The following is a 17384-nucleotide window of genomic DNA, read 5'->3' on the forward strand; positions in this document are numbered from 1 at the left end:
CTAACACATAAAATTAATCTATCGATATGGATGCTATTAGTCTGATTGTAAAGTCGATATTTGTCGATAACATGATTTTTGCATACTTCTTGGGTATGTGTTCGTTTCTGGCAGTATCGAAAAACGTAAAAACAGCGGTTGGATTGGGAATCGCAGTCACCTTTGTTCTCGTACTGACATTGCCGATAAATTATTTGCTTGAAAATTATATATTGAAACCGGGAGCCCTTTCGTGGCTCGGTGAAGAATTTGCAGAGGTGGATCTCAGCGTTTTCAGTTTGATCATTTTCATTGCTGTTATCGCCTCGTTTACCCAGTTGGTCGAAATGGTAATCGAGCGGTTTTCTCCCTCACTTTACCATTCACTAGGCATATTTTTACCGTTGATTGCCGTTAACTGTGCCATTTTGGGCGGCTCATTGTTTATGCAACAACGCGAATTTCCCAATATTGGTACGGCAACTGCCTATGCTTTCGGATCGGGAATCGGTTGGATGATGGCTATTGTAGGTATGGCTGCGATACGGGAAAAGCTGGAATATTCCGATGTGCCGAAACCATTAAAGGGATTGGGTATTACGTTCATTCTTACCTCGCTGATGGCTATCGGTTTCATGAGCTTTTCCGGAATCAATATTTGACAGTATAAATATAAACAGAATTTCAAATAAATTAAATACATAAATATGAGTGTGTTATTGAGTGCGGGAGGATTAACGATTATAACGAGTGTGGTGATCTTTCTTGTGATTATTCTTATTCTCGTAATAGTTATACTATATGCCAAAGCAAAGCTGATGCCGTCGGGCAACGTGGAGATCACGATTAACAACAGTAAAAAAATAACAGCACCTATGGGCGTTACGCTGCTGAATGCACTGCAAGCGCAAAACATATTTCTTTCGTCGGCATGTGGCGGAAGCGGAACATGCGGACAATGCCGTTGCCGCGTGATAGAGGGCGGAGGCGAAATTCTTCCTACGGAAAAAGGACATTTCACGCGCAAAGAACAAATGGAACATTGGAGACTGAGTTGTCAGTTGAAAGTGAAAGAAAATTTATCCATCATCGTTCCCGAATCGGTATTCGGCATAAAAGAATGGGAGTGTGAAGTAGTTTCCAATCGAAATGTAGCGTCATTTATCAAGGAATTGGTAGTAACGCTGCCGGAGGGCGAACGATTGGATTTCGAACCCGGATCGTACTGTCAAATCAGAATACCGGCTTACGATACCATTCGTTTTTCGGATATGATTATCGACGAAAAATATAAACCCGAATGGGACCGAATGAATATGTGGAGCCTCTCGGTAAAAAACGAAGAAGAAACCGTTCGTGCCTACTCTATGGCTAACTATCCTGCCGAAGGAGATATCATCAAGCTCAACGTCCGTATAGCCACACCTCCCATTGACAGAGCAACGGGCAAATGGATGAATGTGAAACCGGGTATTGCCTCATCCTATATCTTTACACTAAAACCGGGAGATAAAGTAAAAATGTCGGGGCCTTATGGCGAATTCCATCCGATATACAACAGCAAACGCGAAATGATGTGGATTGGAGGAGGTGCAGGTATGGCACCGCTGCGCTCTCAAATTATGCACATGACAAAAACGTTGCGCACAACCGACCGCAAAATGTCATATTTCTATGGAGCAAGAGCATTGAACGAGGCTTTCTATTTGGAAGATTTTTGGGAATTGGAAAAAGAATTTCCTAACTTCTCATTCCATTTGGCTCTCGACCGTCCCGATCCGGAAGCCGATGCAGCAGGGGTAAAATACACACCGGGATTCGTTCATCAGGTGATTTACGAAACGTACCTGAAATTTCACGAAGAACCCGAAGAAATTGAGTATTACATGTGCGGACCGGGTCCGATGGCAAATGCCGTAAAACGCATGCTCGACGATTTGGGTGTTCCACCCGAAATGCTTATGTTTGATGATTTTGGTGCATAAAATCGCGTTGCTTCTGTTGTCTTGTTTAAGTAGAGAAATAATAAAGTATCGTTTTTTCATAACAAAAACAGAAAAATATTTTGTAGTTTGATTTTTTTACTTTTACTTTGCAACCGAAAACAACGAAAAAAGGGTGATTTCATTTTCAACGTATGATCAATAGCAGTATTCATATTCTAGTCATTTCTATTCTTCTAGTGGGCAACTACCGGGAGGTGAGATAGGTATTTGAATACTTCATACGATTGAAATAAAATACGAACAACCTTTCTCACTCGGTGAGAAAGGTTGTTTCTTATAAATAAACAACGATAACTCAACATACAACATGGAAAGGATATATGTTTTCGATACCACATTACGTGATGGGGAACAAGTTCCCGGCTGTCAATTGAACACCATAGAAAAAATAGAAGTAGCCCGAGCATTGGAAGAATTGGGAGTAGATATCATAGAGGCCGGTTTCCCGGTGTCGAGTCCGGGAGATTTCAACTCGGTTGTTGAAATTTCCAAGGCTGTCACCTGGCCTGTAATATGTGCACTCACCCGAGCTGTCGAAAAAGATATCGAAGTAGCAGCCGAGGCACTGAAATATGCAAAGCGCAAACGAATACATACCGGCATCGGCACCTCGGATCCTCATATCAAATACAAATTCAATTCCAACAGGGAAGAAATTCTCGAACGGGCGGTCAAAGCCGTAAAATACGCACGAAATTTTGTGGACGATGTGGAATTTTACGCTGAAGATGCAGGCCGTACAGAGAACGAATATCTTGCGCGCGTAGTACAAGCGGTTATCGATGCCGGAGCTACGGTAGTAAATATCCCCGATACTACAGGATATTGTTTCCCTGATGAGTATGGGGCTAAAATTAAATACCTGATAGATCACGTGGACATGAAAAATGCCATTCTCTCCACTCACTGTCATCAGGATCTGGGTATGGCAACAGCAAATACCATCTCAGGAATCATTAATGGTGCCCGTCAGATTGAAGTAACCATCAACGGTGTTGGTGAAAGAGCCGGAAACACCCCTCTCGAAGAAGTGGTTATGGCGCTTAAAAGTCACCCGGAACGGGGTTTTTATACCAACATCAACACACAGAAGATTTATGCCACCAGCCGTTTAGTATCTAATTTGATGAACATGCCCATACAACCCAACAAAGCAATTGTGGGTCGCAATGCTTTTGCTCATTCATCGGGTATTCATCAGGATGGTGTACTGAAAAACGTCGAAACCTATGAAATCATTAATCCGCAGGATGTAGGTATCGACAGCAACTCCATTGTATTGACGGCACGTAGTGGCCGGGCAGCATTGAAAAACAGGCTGACGATGCTGGGTATTAAAATCGAAACAGAAGAGCTCGATAAGGTATATCAAAAATTCCTTGAGCTTGCCGATAAAAAGAAAACTGTCACCGACGACGATATTCTGATGCTGGTAGGAAAAGACTCGAGGCTGCATCGCATAAAGATTGATTATCTGCAGGTACTATGCGGAATAGGCGTACGCGATGTCGCCAGTATCGGGTTAAATATCGCGGGTGAACATTTTGAAGCCACCGCCACAGGCAACGGACCCGTTGATGCAGCCATTCGAGCCGTAAAAAATATTATCCGTCGAAAAATAACCATTAAGGAATTTCTGATTCAGGCTATAAGTCGTGGCAGCGACGATACCGGGAAAGTACACATGCAGGTTGAACACGACGGAATGGTATATTACGGTTTTGCTGCCAACACCGACATTGTGGCTGCTTCTGTAGAAGCATTTATTGATGCAGTAAACAAATTTGTAATCCAATAAAATAAATGAAAACATTATTCGATAAAATCTGGGATGCGCATATCGTAACAGAAGTAAAAGACGGTCCCACACAATTATACATCGACCGTCATTATTGTCACGAAGTAACCAGTCCTCAAGCTTTTGCCGGGTTGCGTTCAAGAGGGTTGAAAGTTTTTCGTCCCAAACAAACCATTTTAACGGCCGATCACAATATTCCCACGATGGATCAAGATAAACCGATTCGAGATGAAGTGTCACGTTTTCAGGTTGATACATTAACGAACAATGCTCGGGAATTCGGTCTCACCTATTACGGATTGGGTAACCCCAAGAACGGTATCGTTCATGTTATCGGTCCCGAAAACGGCTACACGCTGCCGGGAATGACCATTGTTTGCGGAGACAGTCATACGTCAACCCACGGTGCTTTTGGCGCCATCGCCTTTGGCATCGGCACCAGCGAAGTGGAAATGGTACTGGCATCGCAATGTATTCTCCAAACCCGCCCCAAAACCATGCGGATCACTTTCCGTGGAAAATTAAATGAAGGTGTCACAGCCAAAGATATGGCATTGTATATGATTTCGCAATTAACTACCGGTGGAGCAACGGGGTATTTTGTGGAATATGCCGGTGAAGCCGTAGAGAACCTTTCTATGGAAGGACGCATGACGTTGTGTAACCTAAGCATCGAAATGGGAGCTCGCGGCGGTATGGTTGCACCGGACGAAACTACCTTTGCTTATCTCAACGGACGTGAATTTGCACCTCAAGGCGAAAAATGGGATGAAGCCGTAGCCTATTGGAAAACGCTGAAAAGCGATGAAGATGCCGTTTTCGATAAAGAAGTAGTCTTCGATGCTTCACAAATAAAACCCATGATTACCTACGGCACCAATCCGGGTATGGCTATGCCTATCGACGGAACAATTCCCGCACCCGAAGGCAACGATGCAGCAAGTATAAATTCGTTTGAAAAAGCGTTAAACTACATGGGGTTCAAACCCGGGGAAAAATTGGAAGGTAAAGCGGTAGATTATGTATTTTTAGGAAGCTGTACCAACGGACGTATCGAGGATTTCCGTATGTTTGCAAACTATGTGAAAGGGAAAAAGAAAGCCGACAACATTACGGCATGGCTTGTTCCCGGAAGCTGGCAGGTTCGCAAACAAATTGAAGCAGAAGGACTGGATAAGATATTGAAAGAAGCCGGCTTCGAATTACGTCAACCGGGGTGTTCGGCTTGTTTGGCAATGAATGACGACAAAATACCTGCGGGAAAATATGCGGTTTCCACATCGAACCGAAATTTCGAAGGACGCCAAGGGCCGGGAGCACGCACTATTCTGGCCAGTCCGCTTGTGGCAGCAGCAGCAGCCGTAACAGGAAGAATTACCGATCCCACCCACTAATTATCAACGAGAAGAATTTTACAATGGAAAAATTTCAAACACTCACATCAACATATGTTCCACTTCCGATAGAGAATGTGGATACCGATCAAATTATTCCGGCACGTTTCTTAAAAGCAACAACCCGCGAAGGTTTCGGTAACTATTTGTTTGCCGATTGGCGATACGACAAAGCGGGCAATCCCAATCCCGATTTTGTATTGAACAATCCAACCTATAGCGGTCAAATATTGGTTGCTGGGAAAAATTTCGGCAGTGGTTCCAGTCGTGAACATGCCGCATGGGCACTCGCAGGATACGGATTCAGGGTAATCGTATCGAGTTTTTTTGCCGATATCTTCAAAAACAACGCCCTAAATAACGGCATATTGCCGATTGTGGTAAGCGAGGATTTTTTGAACGATTTATTTGAATGTGTAAATAAAAATCCAAAAGCAACGATCACGGTCAATCTGGAAGGACAAATCCTTACGAATAACGAAAACGGAAGAACCGAATCGTTCGAAATTAATGCGTACAAAAAAGAATGTTTACTGAAAGGTCTGGACGATATCGATTTTCTCCTTTCTAATAAAGACAAGATCGAAGCTTACGAAAAAAATCGTATTTTTCACTATTAATTCATTGCCGATTCAATTTATTCGATGGAAAAACGAAAAATCGAAATAATGGACACTACCCTGCGTGATGGGGAACAAACATCGGGGGTATCGTTTGCCGGCCAGGAAAAAGTCAGCATTGCCCGATTATTGCTCGAAGAACTTAAAGTTGACCGCATTGAAGTAGCATCCGCACGGGTTTCGGAAGGAGAATTCAAGTCGATTCGGAAAGTGGCGCAATGGGCAAAAAATCGCGGTTATCTCGACAAAATTGAAGTATTGGGATTTATCGATGGCACAGCCTCTGTCGATTGGATCATCAATACCGGCTGTAGAGTAATGAATCTGCTTTGTAAGGGCTCACTCAGACACTGCCGCGAACAACTGAGGAAAACGCCTGAAGAACATCTGGAAGATATTAAGCAGGTTATTTCCTATGCCCAACGGAAAGGGGTGGACGTGAATCTGTATCTCGAGGATTGGTCAAACGGCATGCGCCATTCCGAAGAGTATGTTTACCTGATAATGGACAACTTAAAAGATTTGCCCATTCGTCGCTTTATGCTCCCCGATACATTAGGTATTCTTACGCCTGATGAAACAGCCGATTTTTGCACCCGAATGATCCGTCGTTATCCCGATGTACATTTCGATTTTCATGCACATAACGATTACGACTTGGCTGTTGCCAACGTTTTTGAAGCAGTGAAAGCCGGCGTTAAAGGAGTTCATGTCACGGTAAACGGTTTGGGAGAAAGAGCAGGTAATGCACCCTTGTCGAGTGTGATAGCTGTTATCGAAGACCATTTGAAAATGAAAACCAATGTTAGGGAAAAAAGTATTTATCATGTAAGCAAAATTGTGGAAAGTTATTCCGGCATCCGCATACCGGCGAATAAACCGGTGATCGGCGACAACGTCTTTACTCAGGTTGCCGGTGTTCATGCCGACGGTGACAAAAAGAATAACCTCTATTTTAATGATCTCCTGCCCGAACGATTTGGCCGTTCTCGTGAATATGCACTCGGAAAAACTTCGGGGAAAGCCAATATAATGAAAAATCTCGAAGCATTAGGAATCGATTTGGACGAAGAAACGACCAAAAAGGTGACAGCCCGCATCATCGAATTGGGAGATAAAAAAGAAATTGTCACCCCCGACGAGCTTCCCTACATCATCTCCGATATTCTGAAGAACGGAACGGAAAACCAAGTCATTCAACTGCTGAATTATTCGCTTACGTTGACCAACGGACTTCGTCCGACGGCAACCGTAAAGATAGCGATAAAGGGAGAGGTGTATGAACAAACCGCAGCAGGCGACGGACAGTATCATGCTTTTTCAAAAGCGATGTACAAAATCTACCGGAGTTTAAACAAGCCTATACCCGAATTGCTCGATTATATGGTAGTGATACCTCCCGGAGGGAAAACCAATGCTTACGTGCAAACCATCATCACCTGGCGATTTGAAGGGAAGACATTCAAAACAAGGGGGTTGGATGTCGATCAAACCGCAGCTGCCATTAAAGCAACAATGAAAATGCTGAATATGATCGAAAATAAAACCATCCCAACATTCAATTATATGCAATTGCCGTAAACATCTTACGAAAATTATTGAGGAAAAGAAATACATACGAATCAAAAAAAAATAAAACAAATGAAACTGAACATAGCTGTATTGCCCGGCGACGGAATAGGTCCTGAAATCATGAATCAGGCAGTGGCAGTTACCCAAGCAATTTGTAACAAATTTGGTCATGAATTATCGTATAAAACAGGAATTGTTGGCGCTTGTGCCATTGATCAAACGGGTGACCCCTACCCTGCCGAAACACATCAGCTCTGCATGGAATCCGATGCCGTACTCTTCGGTGCTATCGGTTCTCCCAAATACGATAACGACCCCAATGCAAAAGTTCGGCCCGAACAGGGACTGCTGCGAATGCGAAAACAATTGGGACTCTATGCCAATATCCGCCCGGTAACTACCTTCCCGTCACTGATTCATAAATCGCCCCTTCGTTCGGAACTCGTCGAAGATGCCGATTTCATGTGCATCCGCGAACTCACCGGAGGGCTGTATTTCGGTAAGCCTCAAGGACGAAGCGAAGACGGCAATACGGCCTATGATACCTGCATTTACACTCGTGAAGAAATTGAACGTATTCTCCATCTGGCCTATAAATTTGCAGGGCAACGAAAGAAAAAAGTTACGGTGGTCGACAAAGCCAACGTGCTTGCCACTTCGCGACTCTGGCGACAAATAGCACAGGAAATTGCTCCACAATATCCCGATATTCAAACCGATTATCTTTTCGTAGATAACGCCGCCATGCGCATCATTCAATGGCCGAAGAGTTTTGATGTATTGGTAACGGAAAATCTGTTCGGCGACATCCTTACCGATGAGGCATCGGTCATTACCGGTTCTCTCGGATTATTACCCTCGGCATCCATCGGGTTGCACACTTCGCTTTTCGAACCTATCCACGGTTCCTATCCTCAAGCTGCAGGAAAAGACATTGCCAATCCGCTGGCCATGATTCTCTCGGCGGCACTCATGTTCGAATATGGATTCAACCTGATGGAGGAAGGTGCATTGATCCGCGAAGCCGTAAATGCAAGCCTGGAAGCCGGCGTAGTTACCGAAGATATTGCGGAAGGGGGCAAAGCTTACAAACTATCTGAAGTAGGCGCTTGGATTGTGAACTATATCAACAACAAATAAAATCGATTCTTCCCTTTTGTTTTCCTTACAATGGGAAAACGTAAACGAATATACGAATATGGACAAAAAAGAGCATAAAAATCATCCCTTCGAGGACTATAAAATACCGTTGAGAAGTTTTACCAGCACTTCGGGCCGACGGATGGCCGGCGCCCGTGCCCTATGGCGTGCCAACGGCATGAAGCCGGAACAGATGGGCAAACCCATTATCGCCATTGTCAACTCCTTTACACAGTTTGTACCGGGTCATGTGCATCTACACGAAATCGGACAACTCGTCAAACAAGAAATCGAAAAACAAGGTTGTTTTGCAGCCGAATTCAACACCATCGCCATTGACGACGGTATTGCGATGGGGCACGATGGTATGCTCTACTCACTTCCTTCGCGCGATCTTATCGCCGATTCGGTGGAATACATGGTCAATGCCCATAAAGCCGATGCCATGATTTGCATCAGCAACTGCGACAAAATAACGCCGGGAATGCTCATGGCAGCTATGCGGTTGAACATTCCGGCCGTTTTCGTGTCGGGAGGACCAATGGAAGCCGGTAAAATCGGCAACGAACAGGTCGACCTGATCGATGCCATGATTGAATCGGCAGACGACGCTGTTTCCGACGAGCGCATCCGCCAATTGGAAGAATTGGCATGTCCTACCTGCGGGTCCTGCTCGGGAATGTTTACGGCAAACTCCATGAACTGTCTCAACGAAGCTATCGGCCTGGCATTACCCGGCAACGGAACAGTGGTTGCAACCCACGTCAACCGCATCGCTTTGTTTAAGAAGGCAGCTAAACAAATTGTGGAAAATGCCCTGCGCTATTATTCCGAAGGTGATGAACGGGTTTTACCGCGCAACATTGCCACACGCGAAGCTTTTCTGAATGCCATGACGCTGGATATTGCGATGGGTGGGTCAACCAACACTATCCTGCATCTGCTGGCCATTGCCAATGAAGCGCAAGCCAATTTCACGCTTGACGATATCGATGCTCTGTCGCGCAAAATTCCCTGTATTTGCAAAGTGGCACCCAATACAAAAAAATACCATATCCAAGATGTCAATCGTGCAGGCGGTATTCTGGGAATCATGAATGAACTTGCAAAAAGCAACCTGGTGAACACTTCCGTACACCGAGTCGATGGATACACGTTGGCCGAAGCCATAAAAAAATACGACATCACCGTTGAAAATCCCGATCCTGAAGCCGTCAATATTTATTCTTCTGCTCCTGCAAACCGATTTAATTTGACAATGGGGTCACAAAATGCCCGATTCGAAACATTAGATACCGACAGAGCGGAAGGCTGCATCCGCGATATCGCTCACGCTTACACCAAAGACGGGGGTTTAGCCGTACTGAAAGGCAACATCGCGAAAGATGGCTGCGTGGTAAAAACTGCCGGAGTTGACGAAAGTATCTGGAAATTCAGTGGGACTGCAAACGTATTCCACTCACAAGAAGAGGCAAGTGAGGGCATATTAAACGGCACGGTTCAGGCAGGAGACGTTGTGGTGATCATCTATGAAGGACCCAAAGGCGGTCCCGGCATGCAGGAGATGCTGTATCCTACCTCCTATATCAAATCGAGACATCTGGGAAAAGCATGTGCGCTGATTACCGATGGGCGATTTTCGGGAGGGACCTCGGGGTTATCTATCGGACATATTTCGCCTGAAGCTGCAGCCGGAGGAAACATCGGCCTGGTAAAAAACGGCGATGTTATCGAAATCGATATTCCTAACCGCACCATCAACCTGAAAATAACCGATGAAGAGTTGTCAGAACGAAGAAAAGCAGAAGAAGCCAAAGGAAAAGAAGCCTTTAAGCCGATACGCGACAGGAAAGTATCAAAAACGTTGAAAGCCTATGCCTCGCTGGTAAGCTCGGCCGATAAAGGCGCAATCAGAATAATAGAAGAATAAAAACCGTAATTCGAATAAAAGTCATATGGAAGAAAAACCAACTATACCGATTATAACGGGAAGCGAAGCGCTGATTCGTTCGCTTATAAACGAAGGGGTAGATACCATTTTCGGCTATCCCGGCGGCGCCGCCATCCCTATTTTCGATGCGTTGTATGATCATAAAAACGAAATCAACCATATCCTGGTTCGTCACGAACAAGGCGCAGTACATGCAGCCGAAGGTTACGCTCGCGTTTCCAAAAAAGTGGGAGTTGTATTGGTGACCTCAGGACCCGGGGCGACAAATACCATTACCGGCATTACCGACGCCATGATGGACAGCATTCCGCTGGTAGTGATCACCGGTCAGGTGGCTTCTTCGCTGCTTGGCACTGATGCCTTTCAGGAAGCCGATGTAATCGGCATAACGCAACCCATCACCAAATGGGCTTATCAAATTCGTCGTGCCGAAGATATTGCGTGGGCAGTTTCGCGGGCTTTTTATATCGCGGCAAGTGGACGTCCGGGACCCGTAGTGCTTGATATTGCCAAAGACGCCCAAAACAACAAAACACCCTACATGTATCAGAAGACTACCTTTATCCGCAGCTACCAGCCAACACCCGATATCGACGAAGAAAGTATCAAAAAAGCTGCAGAACTCATCAATCAAGCGAAAAAACCTTTTGCTTTGGTGGGGCACGGCGTCATTTTAGGAAATGCAGAAAATGAATTAAAGGAATTTCTGGAGAAAGCCGATATTCCCTTTGCCTCGACTGTACTCGGGCTTTCTGCCATGCCCTCTTCTCATCCGCTTAACTGCGGCATGCTCGGCATGCACGGAAACATCGGTCCTAATATGAAAACCAACGAATGCGACGTTCTCATTGCCATTGGCATGCGCTTTGATGATCGCGTAACCGGTAACCCCAATACATACGCCAAACAAGCCAAAATCATTCATTTCGATATTGACCCGGCCGAAATCGACAAAAACATCAAAGTCGACGTAAAAGTCATCGGAGATGTTAAAGAAACGCTACCGCAAGTTACCCGATTGCTGAAAGAGAACAGCCATAAAGACTGGCTGGCAGAGTTTAAGCCTCACGAAGAAAGAGAATACGAAAAAGTAATCAAAGATGAACTGTACCCCACTTCGGGAGAAATAAAAATGGGCGAAGTCATCAACAAAGTGAGCGAAGCAACCGGCAATGACGCCATTTGCGTTACCGACGTAGGGCAAAATCAGATGATGGGAGCGCGCTATTTCAAATTTTCACAATCACGCAGCCTGGTTACATCAGGAGGGTTGGGTACTATGGGATTCGGGTTGCCGGCTGCCATTGGTGCAAAATACGGCGCTCCTGACAGGACGGTATGCGTTTTTGTTGGCGATGGCGGTTTTCAGATGACCATCCAGGAGTTAGGCACAATTATGGAATATGGCGTCGATGTGAAAATCATCCTTTTAAACAACAACTACTTGGGAATGGTACGTCAGTGGCAGGAATTGTTCTATGATGAACGATATTCCGAAACCCACATGAAAAATCCCGATTTTGTTAAAATTGCCGAAGCATATGGCATAAAAGGCAGAAAGGTAACTCAACGAGAGGAACTGGATGATGCCATTTCAGAAATGTTAAATCATAAAGGACCTTATCTGCTGGAAGTAAAGGTTGAAACCAAAGGAATGGTATATCCCATGATTCCTGCAGGAGGAAATATTACGAATATCCTGTTAGGCGAAAAAAACGGAAAAGGCAATTAATCAGAAATTTAATTTCTAAATGAATACAATCATGCAAGAAAAAACATTATATACCATTACCATTTTTTCGGAAAATACAGTGGGTGTCCTCAATCAAATTGCAACCATTTTTACTCGTCGGCAATTGAATATCGAAACGCTCTCCGTATCACCTTCGGCAATAAAAGGTATTCATAAATTTACCATCACTACTTTTGCCGAAACTGAAGAGGTCATGAAAAAACTGGTCAATCAAATCGACAAACGGGTGGATATTCTGAAAGCTTATTATAACACGAACGATGATTTGGTTCATCAGGAAATTGCCTTGTATAAAATCGAAACAGAAAAACTGTTGGCAACCAGCCAGGTAGAAGATCTGGTTCGCAAACACAATGCACTTATCCTGGACGTAAACGAACATTCCACTGTCATTCAAAAAACAGGACACTACGAAGATACACAGGCACTTTTCGACGAACTGGCGCAACGTATAGGTGTACTCCAGTTTGTCCGTTCCGGACGTATCGCTATCACCAAATCGCGTGTTGAACGATTGAGCGACATGCTGGAAAAATTAAAAGAGAAAGAAGAAAAAATAAAACGTAAAAACTCATAAACCCTAAAATTTTAAAATATGGCAGTAATGAATTTTGGCGGGGTAGAAGAAAATGTAGTTACCCGCGACGAATTTCCTTTAAGTAAAGCAAAGGAAGTATTGAAAGACGAAGTAATCGCCGTCATTGGTTATGGCGTGCAAGGGCCCGGACAATCGCTCAATTTGCGCGACAACGGGTTCAATGTTATTGTTGGACAACGGAAAAACAGTAAATCATGGGACAAAGCCGTAGCCGATGGCTGGGTGCCGGGCAAAACGCTCTTCGAAATCGAAGAAGCTGCGGAAAAAGGCACAATCATTCAATATCTGCTTTCCGACGCAGCTCAAATTGAAGTTTGGCCTGTAATAAAAAAGCACCTTACTCCGGGCAAAGCACTCTATTTTTCACATGGTTTCGGGATCACGTATAAAGACCGAACAGGAATTATTCCTCCTCCCGATGTAGATGTTATTTTGGTCGCTCCAAAAGGATCGGGAACAAGTTTGAGAAAAATGTTCCTCGAAGGAAGAGGGCTCAATTCCAGTTATGCCATCTTTCAAGATGCTACCGGTAAAGCATACGACAGAGTCATTGCTTTGGGTATCGGCATCGGTTCGGGATATTTGTTCGAAACCACATTCGAGCGCGAAGTATATTCCGATCTCACCGGCGAACGGGGTACGTTGATGGGTGCAATCCAAGGCTTATTCCTAGCCCAGTACGAAACTCTTCGCGAACACGGGCATACCCCCTCCGAAGCTTTCAACGAAACCGTTGAAGAACTCACCCAATCGCTCATGCCGTTGGTTGCCGAAAAGGGAATGGATTGGATGTATGCCAACTGTTCTACCACTGCTCAACGCGGTGCGTTGGATTGGATGGGCCCCTTCCATGATGCCGTAAAACCCGTTTTCGAAAAATTGTATAACGAAGTTGCCAGCGGAAATGAAGCACAGCGTTCTATCGATTCCAACTCGCAACCCGATTATCGCGAAAAACTGGAAGAAGAACTGAAAGCGCTTCGCGAAAGCGAAATGTGGCAAACAGGTGTGGTAGTAAGAAAACTGAGACCTGAAAACAATTAAAATCGCTTCGATTCAATTAGTAGAGATCCCATTAAATTAATTAAAGGAGGAAAGATATCACAATCTTTCCTCCTTTTTTGGTTTAGAACCAAATTAAAAACAAAAATATGAAAAAAACTCCCATGAGGGGAAAAATCCTAATTCTGCTCTTCTTCCTTTGTTAAATCCAATTTCTCGTCGTCTTTTCCACGATCAAAAAACATTTTGTTTAAGGGGTTTGCATGTGCTTCATCGTACCATTTGCGGTTGTTGAAAATATCGATCGCCATATAAATCGCATGAAGAAACGAATCGATTGATGCCTGATCTTTTCCCACAATATCGTAAGCTGTTCCGTGATCGGGCGAAGTACGTACAATGGGCAACCCTGCCGTGAAATTAACACCCGATTCCATCGCAATTGTCTTAAACGGTATAAGTCCCTGATCGTGATACATGGCCAACACACCATCGAACTCCCGATAACGTCCTGAACCAAAAAAACCATCGGCAGCAAAAGGGCCCGAACAAAGGATATTGTGCTCTTTCTGCGATTCCTCGATTGCCGGGAGAATGATTTCCTGCTCTTCATTACCCAGCAGACCGTTTTCTCCGGCATGCGGATTCAGGCTTAATACGGCAATTCGCGGATTTTCTATCCGAAAATCGCGTTTCAACGAATAATCCAATGTTTTCAGCTTCTTCTTAATCAATTCTTTTGAGATATTTTTAGGTACCTCGGAAAGTGGCATATGCGTAGTTACAAGTGCGATACGCAAAAAATCGGAAGCCATAATCATCAGCGCTTCATTGCCGTTTTTCGAAAAACGATCTTGCAAAAATTCGGTATGGCCGGGAAAATGAAATTTTTTACTTTGAATGGTATCCTTACAAATGGGCAAAGTAACCAATACATCAATCTTTTTTGCCGCCAAATCGTTAACGGCACAATCGAGAGCACAAAAAGCAGCCTCGCCGGCTGCTTCAGTAGGCATCCCCATGTCAATCTTTACCTCTTCCTTCACACAATTAACAAAGTTGATTTCCCCATCCTTGCACTCTTCTGCTTTATTGATAAAATTGAAAGGCACGGGCTTATAATCAAGTACTTTTCTGTAATACGAGGCTGCTTTGGCCGAACCGTAAATAACCGGTGTAAAAATTTCCTGCAATCGATTATCCGAAAATGCTTTTAAAATGATCTCATATCCCACACCATTCAAATCGCCGTGGGTAATCCCTACTTTTATCCTTTCCGACATGTACTATTCAAATTATATTTCAAATCAATAATTAGTATTTAGGCTTATTTTTTTTCTTTACTTTGTTCGTTTGGATTTAGAATTTTGATCGTATAAAACGATGCTTCCAACGTGCGCAGTAAATTACGCTTATTACCTTCCGGCGCATAAACAAAAACATCTACCACAATCACTTTATTGGTATACGGATTTACAAAAGCCTGTGCTACAAAAGGTCCGCCCATCATATCGGTTGTCATTTCCCACAATCCGCGAATTTCGGCACGGAAAATGCTGTCAACCTCCATTTTTCTATAGATCGGATCATATTGTTTGGAAGTCGTCATTTGTGCATCGAAAGAACCTTTGATGTGTTCTCCCAATACACGGTCTCTGATTGCAATCAACGAATCCTTTTCAAATACTTTTTCCGTAACGTATGGGAATTGGTAGATGACGATATCCTGGCGTCCTCTGGCTGCATCGTTGGTTGCCCAATAAAAATCCTTATCCTCAGTCACATGCGTTAATCCCGGCGGATAATGAATGCTGATACCGAACTTTTCCCTTATGCTTTTCTGCGGGGTTCCCGAGGCATCTTTGAGCCATTCGGCCGTCCGCTCCAATTCTTTGGTTACCAAATAATCGAGAATGGTTTGCCCATTTGTCTTGACATAATTGACAAACGAAACGGTATCGGGAGCTTTAATGGTCAGAATCACCTGTCCGTAAGCATATTTATCTATCTCGGAAGAAACCTTGGGCGTTGAATAAATACTCGAAATTTCCGGGATGATAATGTTCCTCGCCATTTTAAAAGTAGTAGAGAAATTCTGCGGCGATACATGCAATATCTTAAAATAAGGCTCCGTTTGAGGTAATGCAGGAACAGGTGAATTCAACAAATCAAAAACGGCTCGTCCTGCTTTGCCCTTTTCCCACGCGCTGTCTCCCATTACTACAACCACTTCATTAGCCATAGATGAAGCGCTTAAAAAACGGTTTGACTTTTTGCAAGATAAAAGTACTGACGATAGGGCAACAATGGAAATAAAAAAAGCTACATGTTTCATAATATCTTCCTTTTAGGGTATTTTCTTTTCTTTTTTATTTTGAACTAACTTTAAAACAAACATTTTCAAATTTTGTTTAGGAATTTCGAGACCGATCTTCTTGTTTTTGTATTTGTTTATGAAATTTTAGATATCGGGATCGTAATCCTTACGACATGATTTTCTTATCTCCGTTCTTTTTCATGGTTGACAACATGCCGCATGCTGCAAAAATATCTTCACCACGCGAAGCACGAATGGTGCAAATGAATCCCTTGGAGGTGAGAAAATCGCGAAATTTTATCATTGTTTCTTCATCGGAAGGTTGCAATAAAGTTTCTCGAAAAGCATGAAAACGGATGAGGTTGATCCGACAACTTAACCCCGAAAGGAGTTTGACGAGCCGACGCGCATATACAGACGAATCGTTCACACCCGCAAACATGATATATTCAAACGACAAGCGACGTTGATGCGTCCAATCGTAGTTGTGAAGCAAATCGATAATCTGTTCAATCGGATAAGTTTTCTCTGCCGGCATGATTATTTTCCGCTGTGCCGACAACGGACTATGAAGACTAATGGCAAGATGACAGCTGCTTTCATCAAGAAAACGTTTGAGCTTGGGTAATATGCCGATAGTGGAAAGCGTGATGCGTTTAGGACTCCACGCCAAAGCATAATCAGCCGTCAGTATTTCTATGGCTTTCATTACATTATCGTAGTTATCCAATGGTTCCCCCATCCCCATAAAAACGATATTGGATAAATTCTCGGCATCCGGCACAGCGTATACCTGATTAAGTATCTCGTTTGTAGAAAGATTACCACTAAATCCCATTCTCCCCGTCAGACAAAATGCGCAATTCATCTTGCACCCGATTTGAGACGAAACACAAAGCGTGAGCCGATCGGATTCCGGAATCGTAACCGACTCGATAAATTTGTTATTATGGTGAGTTGCAAACAGCATTTTCTTTGTGCCATCCGTTGAAGTTTGCACTTCTAGCGGATTTACCCTGCCGATATCGAACCGGCTGTTCAATATATCCCGGTTTTTCAGCGAAATATTGCTCATCTCATCTATGCTTGTCACTCGCTTCACGTACACCCAGTCGGCGATCTGCAATGCCGTGAATTTAGGCAGACCAAGCTCCTTCACCGCTTCTTTTATTTCGGCAAGCGTCATACCGAGAAGATATTGTTTTTCCTCCATAATTTCCTTTTTAGAAAACAAAGATAATCATGATTTGCGAA

14 protein-coding genes are annotated in these 17384 nt (G+C 43.9%); 11 read left to right on the forward strand and 3 right to left on the reverse strand.

The annotated features are described in order from the left end of the window. Nucleotides 1-26 precede the first annotated feature (26 nt). From nqrE to ilvC, 11 genes are all read left to right on the forward strand, one after another. On the forward strand, nucleotides 27-641 hold the full coding sequence (gene nqrE / locus OLM34_RS05545; RefSeq protein WP_264405774.1) for an NADH:ubiquinone reductase (Na(+)-transporting) subunit E: 615 nt from the start codon (nucleotides 27-29) through the stop codon (nucleotides 639-641). A 45-nt stretch (nucleotides 642-686) separates the two neighbouring features. After that, the gene (gene nqrF, locus OLM34_RS05550; RefSeq protein ID WP_413777196.1) at nucleotides 687-1964 is read left to right on the forward strand and encodes an NADH:ubiquinone reductase (Na(+)-transporting) subunit F; all 1278 of its coding nucleotides are present in this window, start codon (nucleotides 687-689) and stop codon (nucleotides 1962-1964) included. A 328-nt stretch (nucleotides 1965-2292) separates the two neighbouring features. After that, a complete protein-coding gene (locus tag OLM34_RS05555) occupies nucleotides 2293-3783 on the forward strand; it encodes a 2-isopropylmalate synthase (RefSeq protein ID WP_264405775.1) in 1491 nt (496 codons plus the stop codon). A 5-nt stretch (nucleotides 3784-3788) separates the two neighbouring features. After that, a complete protein-coding gene (gene leuC / locus OLM34_RS05560) occupies nucleotides 3789-5177 on the forward strand; it encodes a 3-isopropylmalate dehydratase large subunit (protein WP_264405776.1) in 1389 nt (462 codons plus the stop codon). 23 nt (nucleotides 5178-5200) lie between these two features. Beyond that, nucleotides 5201-5797, forward strand: a complete 597-nt coding sequence (gene leuD, locus OLM34_RS05565; RefSeq protein ID WP_264405777.1) for a 3-isopropylmalate dehydratase small subunit — start codon at nucleotides 5201-5203, stop codon at nucleotides 5795-5797. 24 nt (nucleotides 5798-5821) lie between these two features. Further along, on the forward strand, nucleotides 5822-7378 hold the full coding sequence (locus OLM34_RS05570) for an alpha-isopropylmalate synthase regulatory domain-containing protein (protein WP_264405778.1): 1557 nt from the start codon (nucleotides 5822-5824) through the stop codon (nucleotides 7376-7378). A gap of 60 nt (nucleotides 7379-7438) precedes the next feature. Continuing rightward, on the forward strand, nucleotides 7439-8509 hold the full coding sequence (gene leuB, locus OLM34_RS05575) for a 3-isopropylmalate dehydrogenase (RefSeq protein WP_264405779.1): 1071 nt from the start codon (nucleotides 7439-7441) through the stop codon (nucleotides 8507-8509). Nucleotides 8510-8567: 58 nt separating this feature from the next. After that, on the forward strand, nucleotides 8568-10439 hold the full coding sequence (gene ilvD / locus OLM34_RS05580) for a dihydroxy-acid dehydratase (protein WP_264405780.1): 1872 nt from the start codon (nucleotides 8568-8570) through the stop codon (nucleotides 10437-10439). A 25-nt stretch (nucleotides 10440-10464) separates the two neighbouring features. Further along, a complete protein-coding gene (ilvB, locus tag OLM34_RS05585) occupies nucleotides 10465-12192 on the forward strand; it encodes a biosynthetic-type acetolactate synthase large subunit (RefSeq protein WP_264405781.1) in 1728 nt (575 codons plus the stop codon). Nucleotides 12193-12223: 31 nt separating this feature from the next. Then, nucleotides 12224-12790, forward strand: coding sequence for an acetolactate synthase small subunit (ilvN, locus tag OLM34_RS05590; protein ID WP_264405813.1), 567 nt, complete (start codon nucleotides 12224-12226; stop codon nucleotides 12788-12790). A gap of 18 nt (nucleotides 12791-12808) precedes the next feature. After that, the gene (gene ilvC / locus OLM34_RS05595; RefSeq protein WP_264405782.1) at nucleotides 12809-13855 is read left to right on the forward strand and encodes a ketol-acid reductoisomerase; all 1047 of its coding nucleotides are present in this window, start codon (nucleotides 12809-12811) and stop codon (nucleotides 13853-13855) included. 137 nt (nucleotides 13856-13992) lie between these two features. Here the strand turns inward: ilvC and pdxA are convergent, their stop codons facing one another. The 3 genes from pdxA to rlmN all read right to left on the reverse strand — a co-directional run bounded on the left by pdxA (nucleotide 13993) and on the right by rlmN (nucleotide 17343). Then, nucleotides 13993-15096 carry a 4-hydroxythreonine-4-phosphate dehydrogenase PdxA gene (pdxA, locus tag OLM34_RS05600; protein WP_264405783.1) on the reverse strand — a complete coding sequence of 368 codons (1104 nt, stop codon included), beginning with the start codon at nucleotides 15094-15096 and terminating at the stop codon, nucleotides 13993-13995. A 44-nt stretch (nucleotides 15097-15140) separates the two neighbouring features. Then, on the reverse strand, nucleotides 15141-16148 hold the full coding sequence (locus OLM34_RS05605; protein WP_264405784.1) for a DUF4837 family protein: 1008 nt from the start codon (nucleotides 16146-16148) through the stop codon (nucleotides 15141-15143). 148 nt (nucleotides 16149-16296) lie between these two features. Continuing rightward, nucleotides 16297-17343: a dual-specificity RNA methyltransferase RlmN gene (rlmN, locus tag OLM34_RS05610; protein ID WP_264405785.1), complete on the reverse strand. Its 1047-nt coding sequence runs from the start codon at nucleotides 17341-17343 to the stop codon at nucleotides 16297-16299. Between the last annotated feature and the right edge of the window lie 41 nt (nucleotides 17344-17384).

It is taken from the genome of Anaerorudis cellulosivorans (assembly GCF_025943985.1).
In the GTDB taxonomy this organism is placed as follows: Bacteria; Bacteroidota; Bacteroidia; order Bacteroidales; family Dysgonomonadaceae; genus Anaerorudis; species Anaerorudis cellulosivorans.

What these genes read in the sequence shown, in the direction of transcription:
- nqrE (WP_264405774.1), top strand. Translation starts at nt 27, where the DNA reads ATGGATGCTATTAGTCTGATTGTAAAGTCGATATTTGTCGATAACATG.
- nqrF (WP_413777196.1), top strand. Translation starts at nt 687, where the DNA reads ATGAGTGTGTTATTGAGTGCGGGAGGATTAACGATTATAACGAGTGTG.
- OLM34_RS05555 (WP_264405775.1), top strand. Translation starts at nt 2,293, where the DNA reads ATGGAAAGGATATATGTTTTCGATACCACATTACGTGATGGGGAACAA.
- leuC (WP_264405776.1), top strand. Translation starts at nt 3,789, where the DNA reads ATGAAAACATTATTCGATAAAATCTGGGATGCGCATATCGTAACAGAA.
- leuD (WP_264405777.1), top strand. Translation starts at nt 5,201, where the DNA reads ATGGAAAAATTTCAAACACTCACATCAACATATGTTCCACTTCCGATA.
- OLM34_RS05570 (WP_264405778.1), top strand. Translation starts at nt 5,822, where the DNA reads ATGGAAAAACGAAAAATCGAAATAATGGACACTACCCTGCGTGATGGG.
- leuB (WP_264405779.1), top strand. Translation starts at nt 7,439, where the DNA reads ATGAAACTGAACATAGCTGTATTGCCCGGCGACGGAATAGGTCCTGAA.
- ilvD (WP_264405780.1), top strand. Translation starts at nt 8,568, where the DNA reads ATGGACAAAAAAGAGCATAAAAATCATCCCTTCGAGGACTATAAAATA.
- ilvB (WP_264405781.1), top strand. Translation starts at nt 10,465, where the DNA reads ATGGAAGAAAAACCAACTATACCGATTATAACGGGAAGCGAAGCGCTG.
- ilvN (WP_264405813.1), top strand. Translation starts at nt 12,224, where the DNA reads ATGCAAGAAAAAACATTATATACCATTACCATTTTTTCGGAAAATACA.
- ilvC (WP_264405782.1), top strand. Translation starts at nt 12,809, where the DNA reads ATGGCAGTAATGAATTTTGGCGGGGTAGAAGAAAATGTAGTTACCCGC.
- pdxA (WP_264405783.1), bottom strand. Translation starts at nt 15,096, where the DNA reads ATGTCGGAAAGGATAAAAGTAGGGATTACCCACGGCGATTTGAATGGT.
- OLM34_RS05605 (WP_264405784.1), bottom strand. Translation starts at nt 16,148, where the DNA reads ATGAAACATGTAGCTTTTTTTATTTCCATTGTTGCCCTATCGTCAGTA.
- rlmN (WP_264405785.1), bottom strand. Translation starts at nt 17,343, where the DNA reads ATGGAGGAAAAACAATATCTTCTCGGTATGACGCTTGCCGAAATAAAA.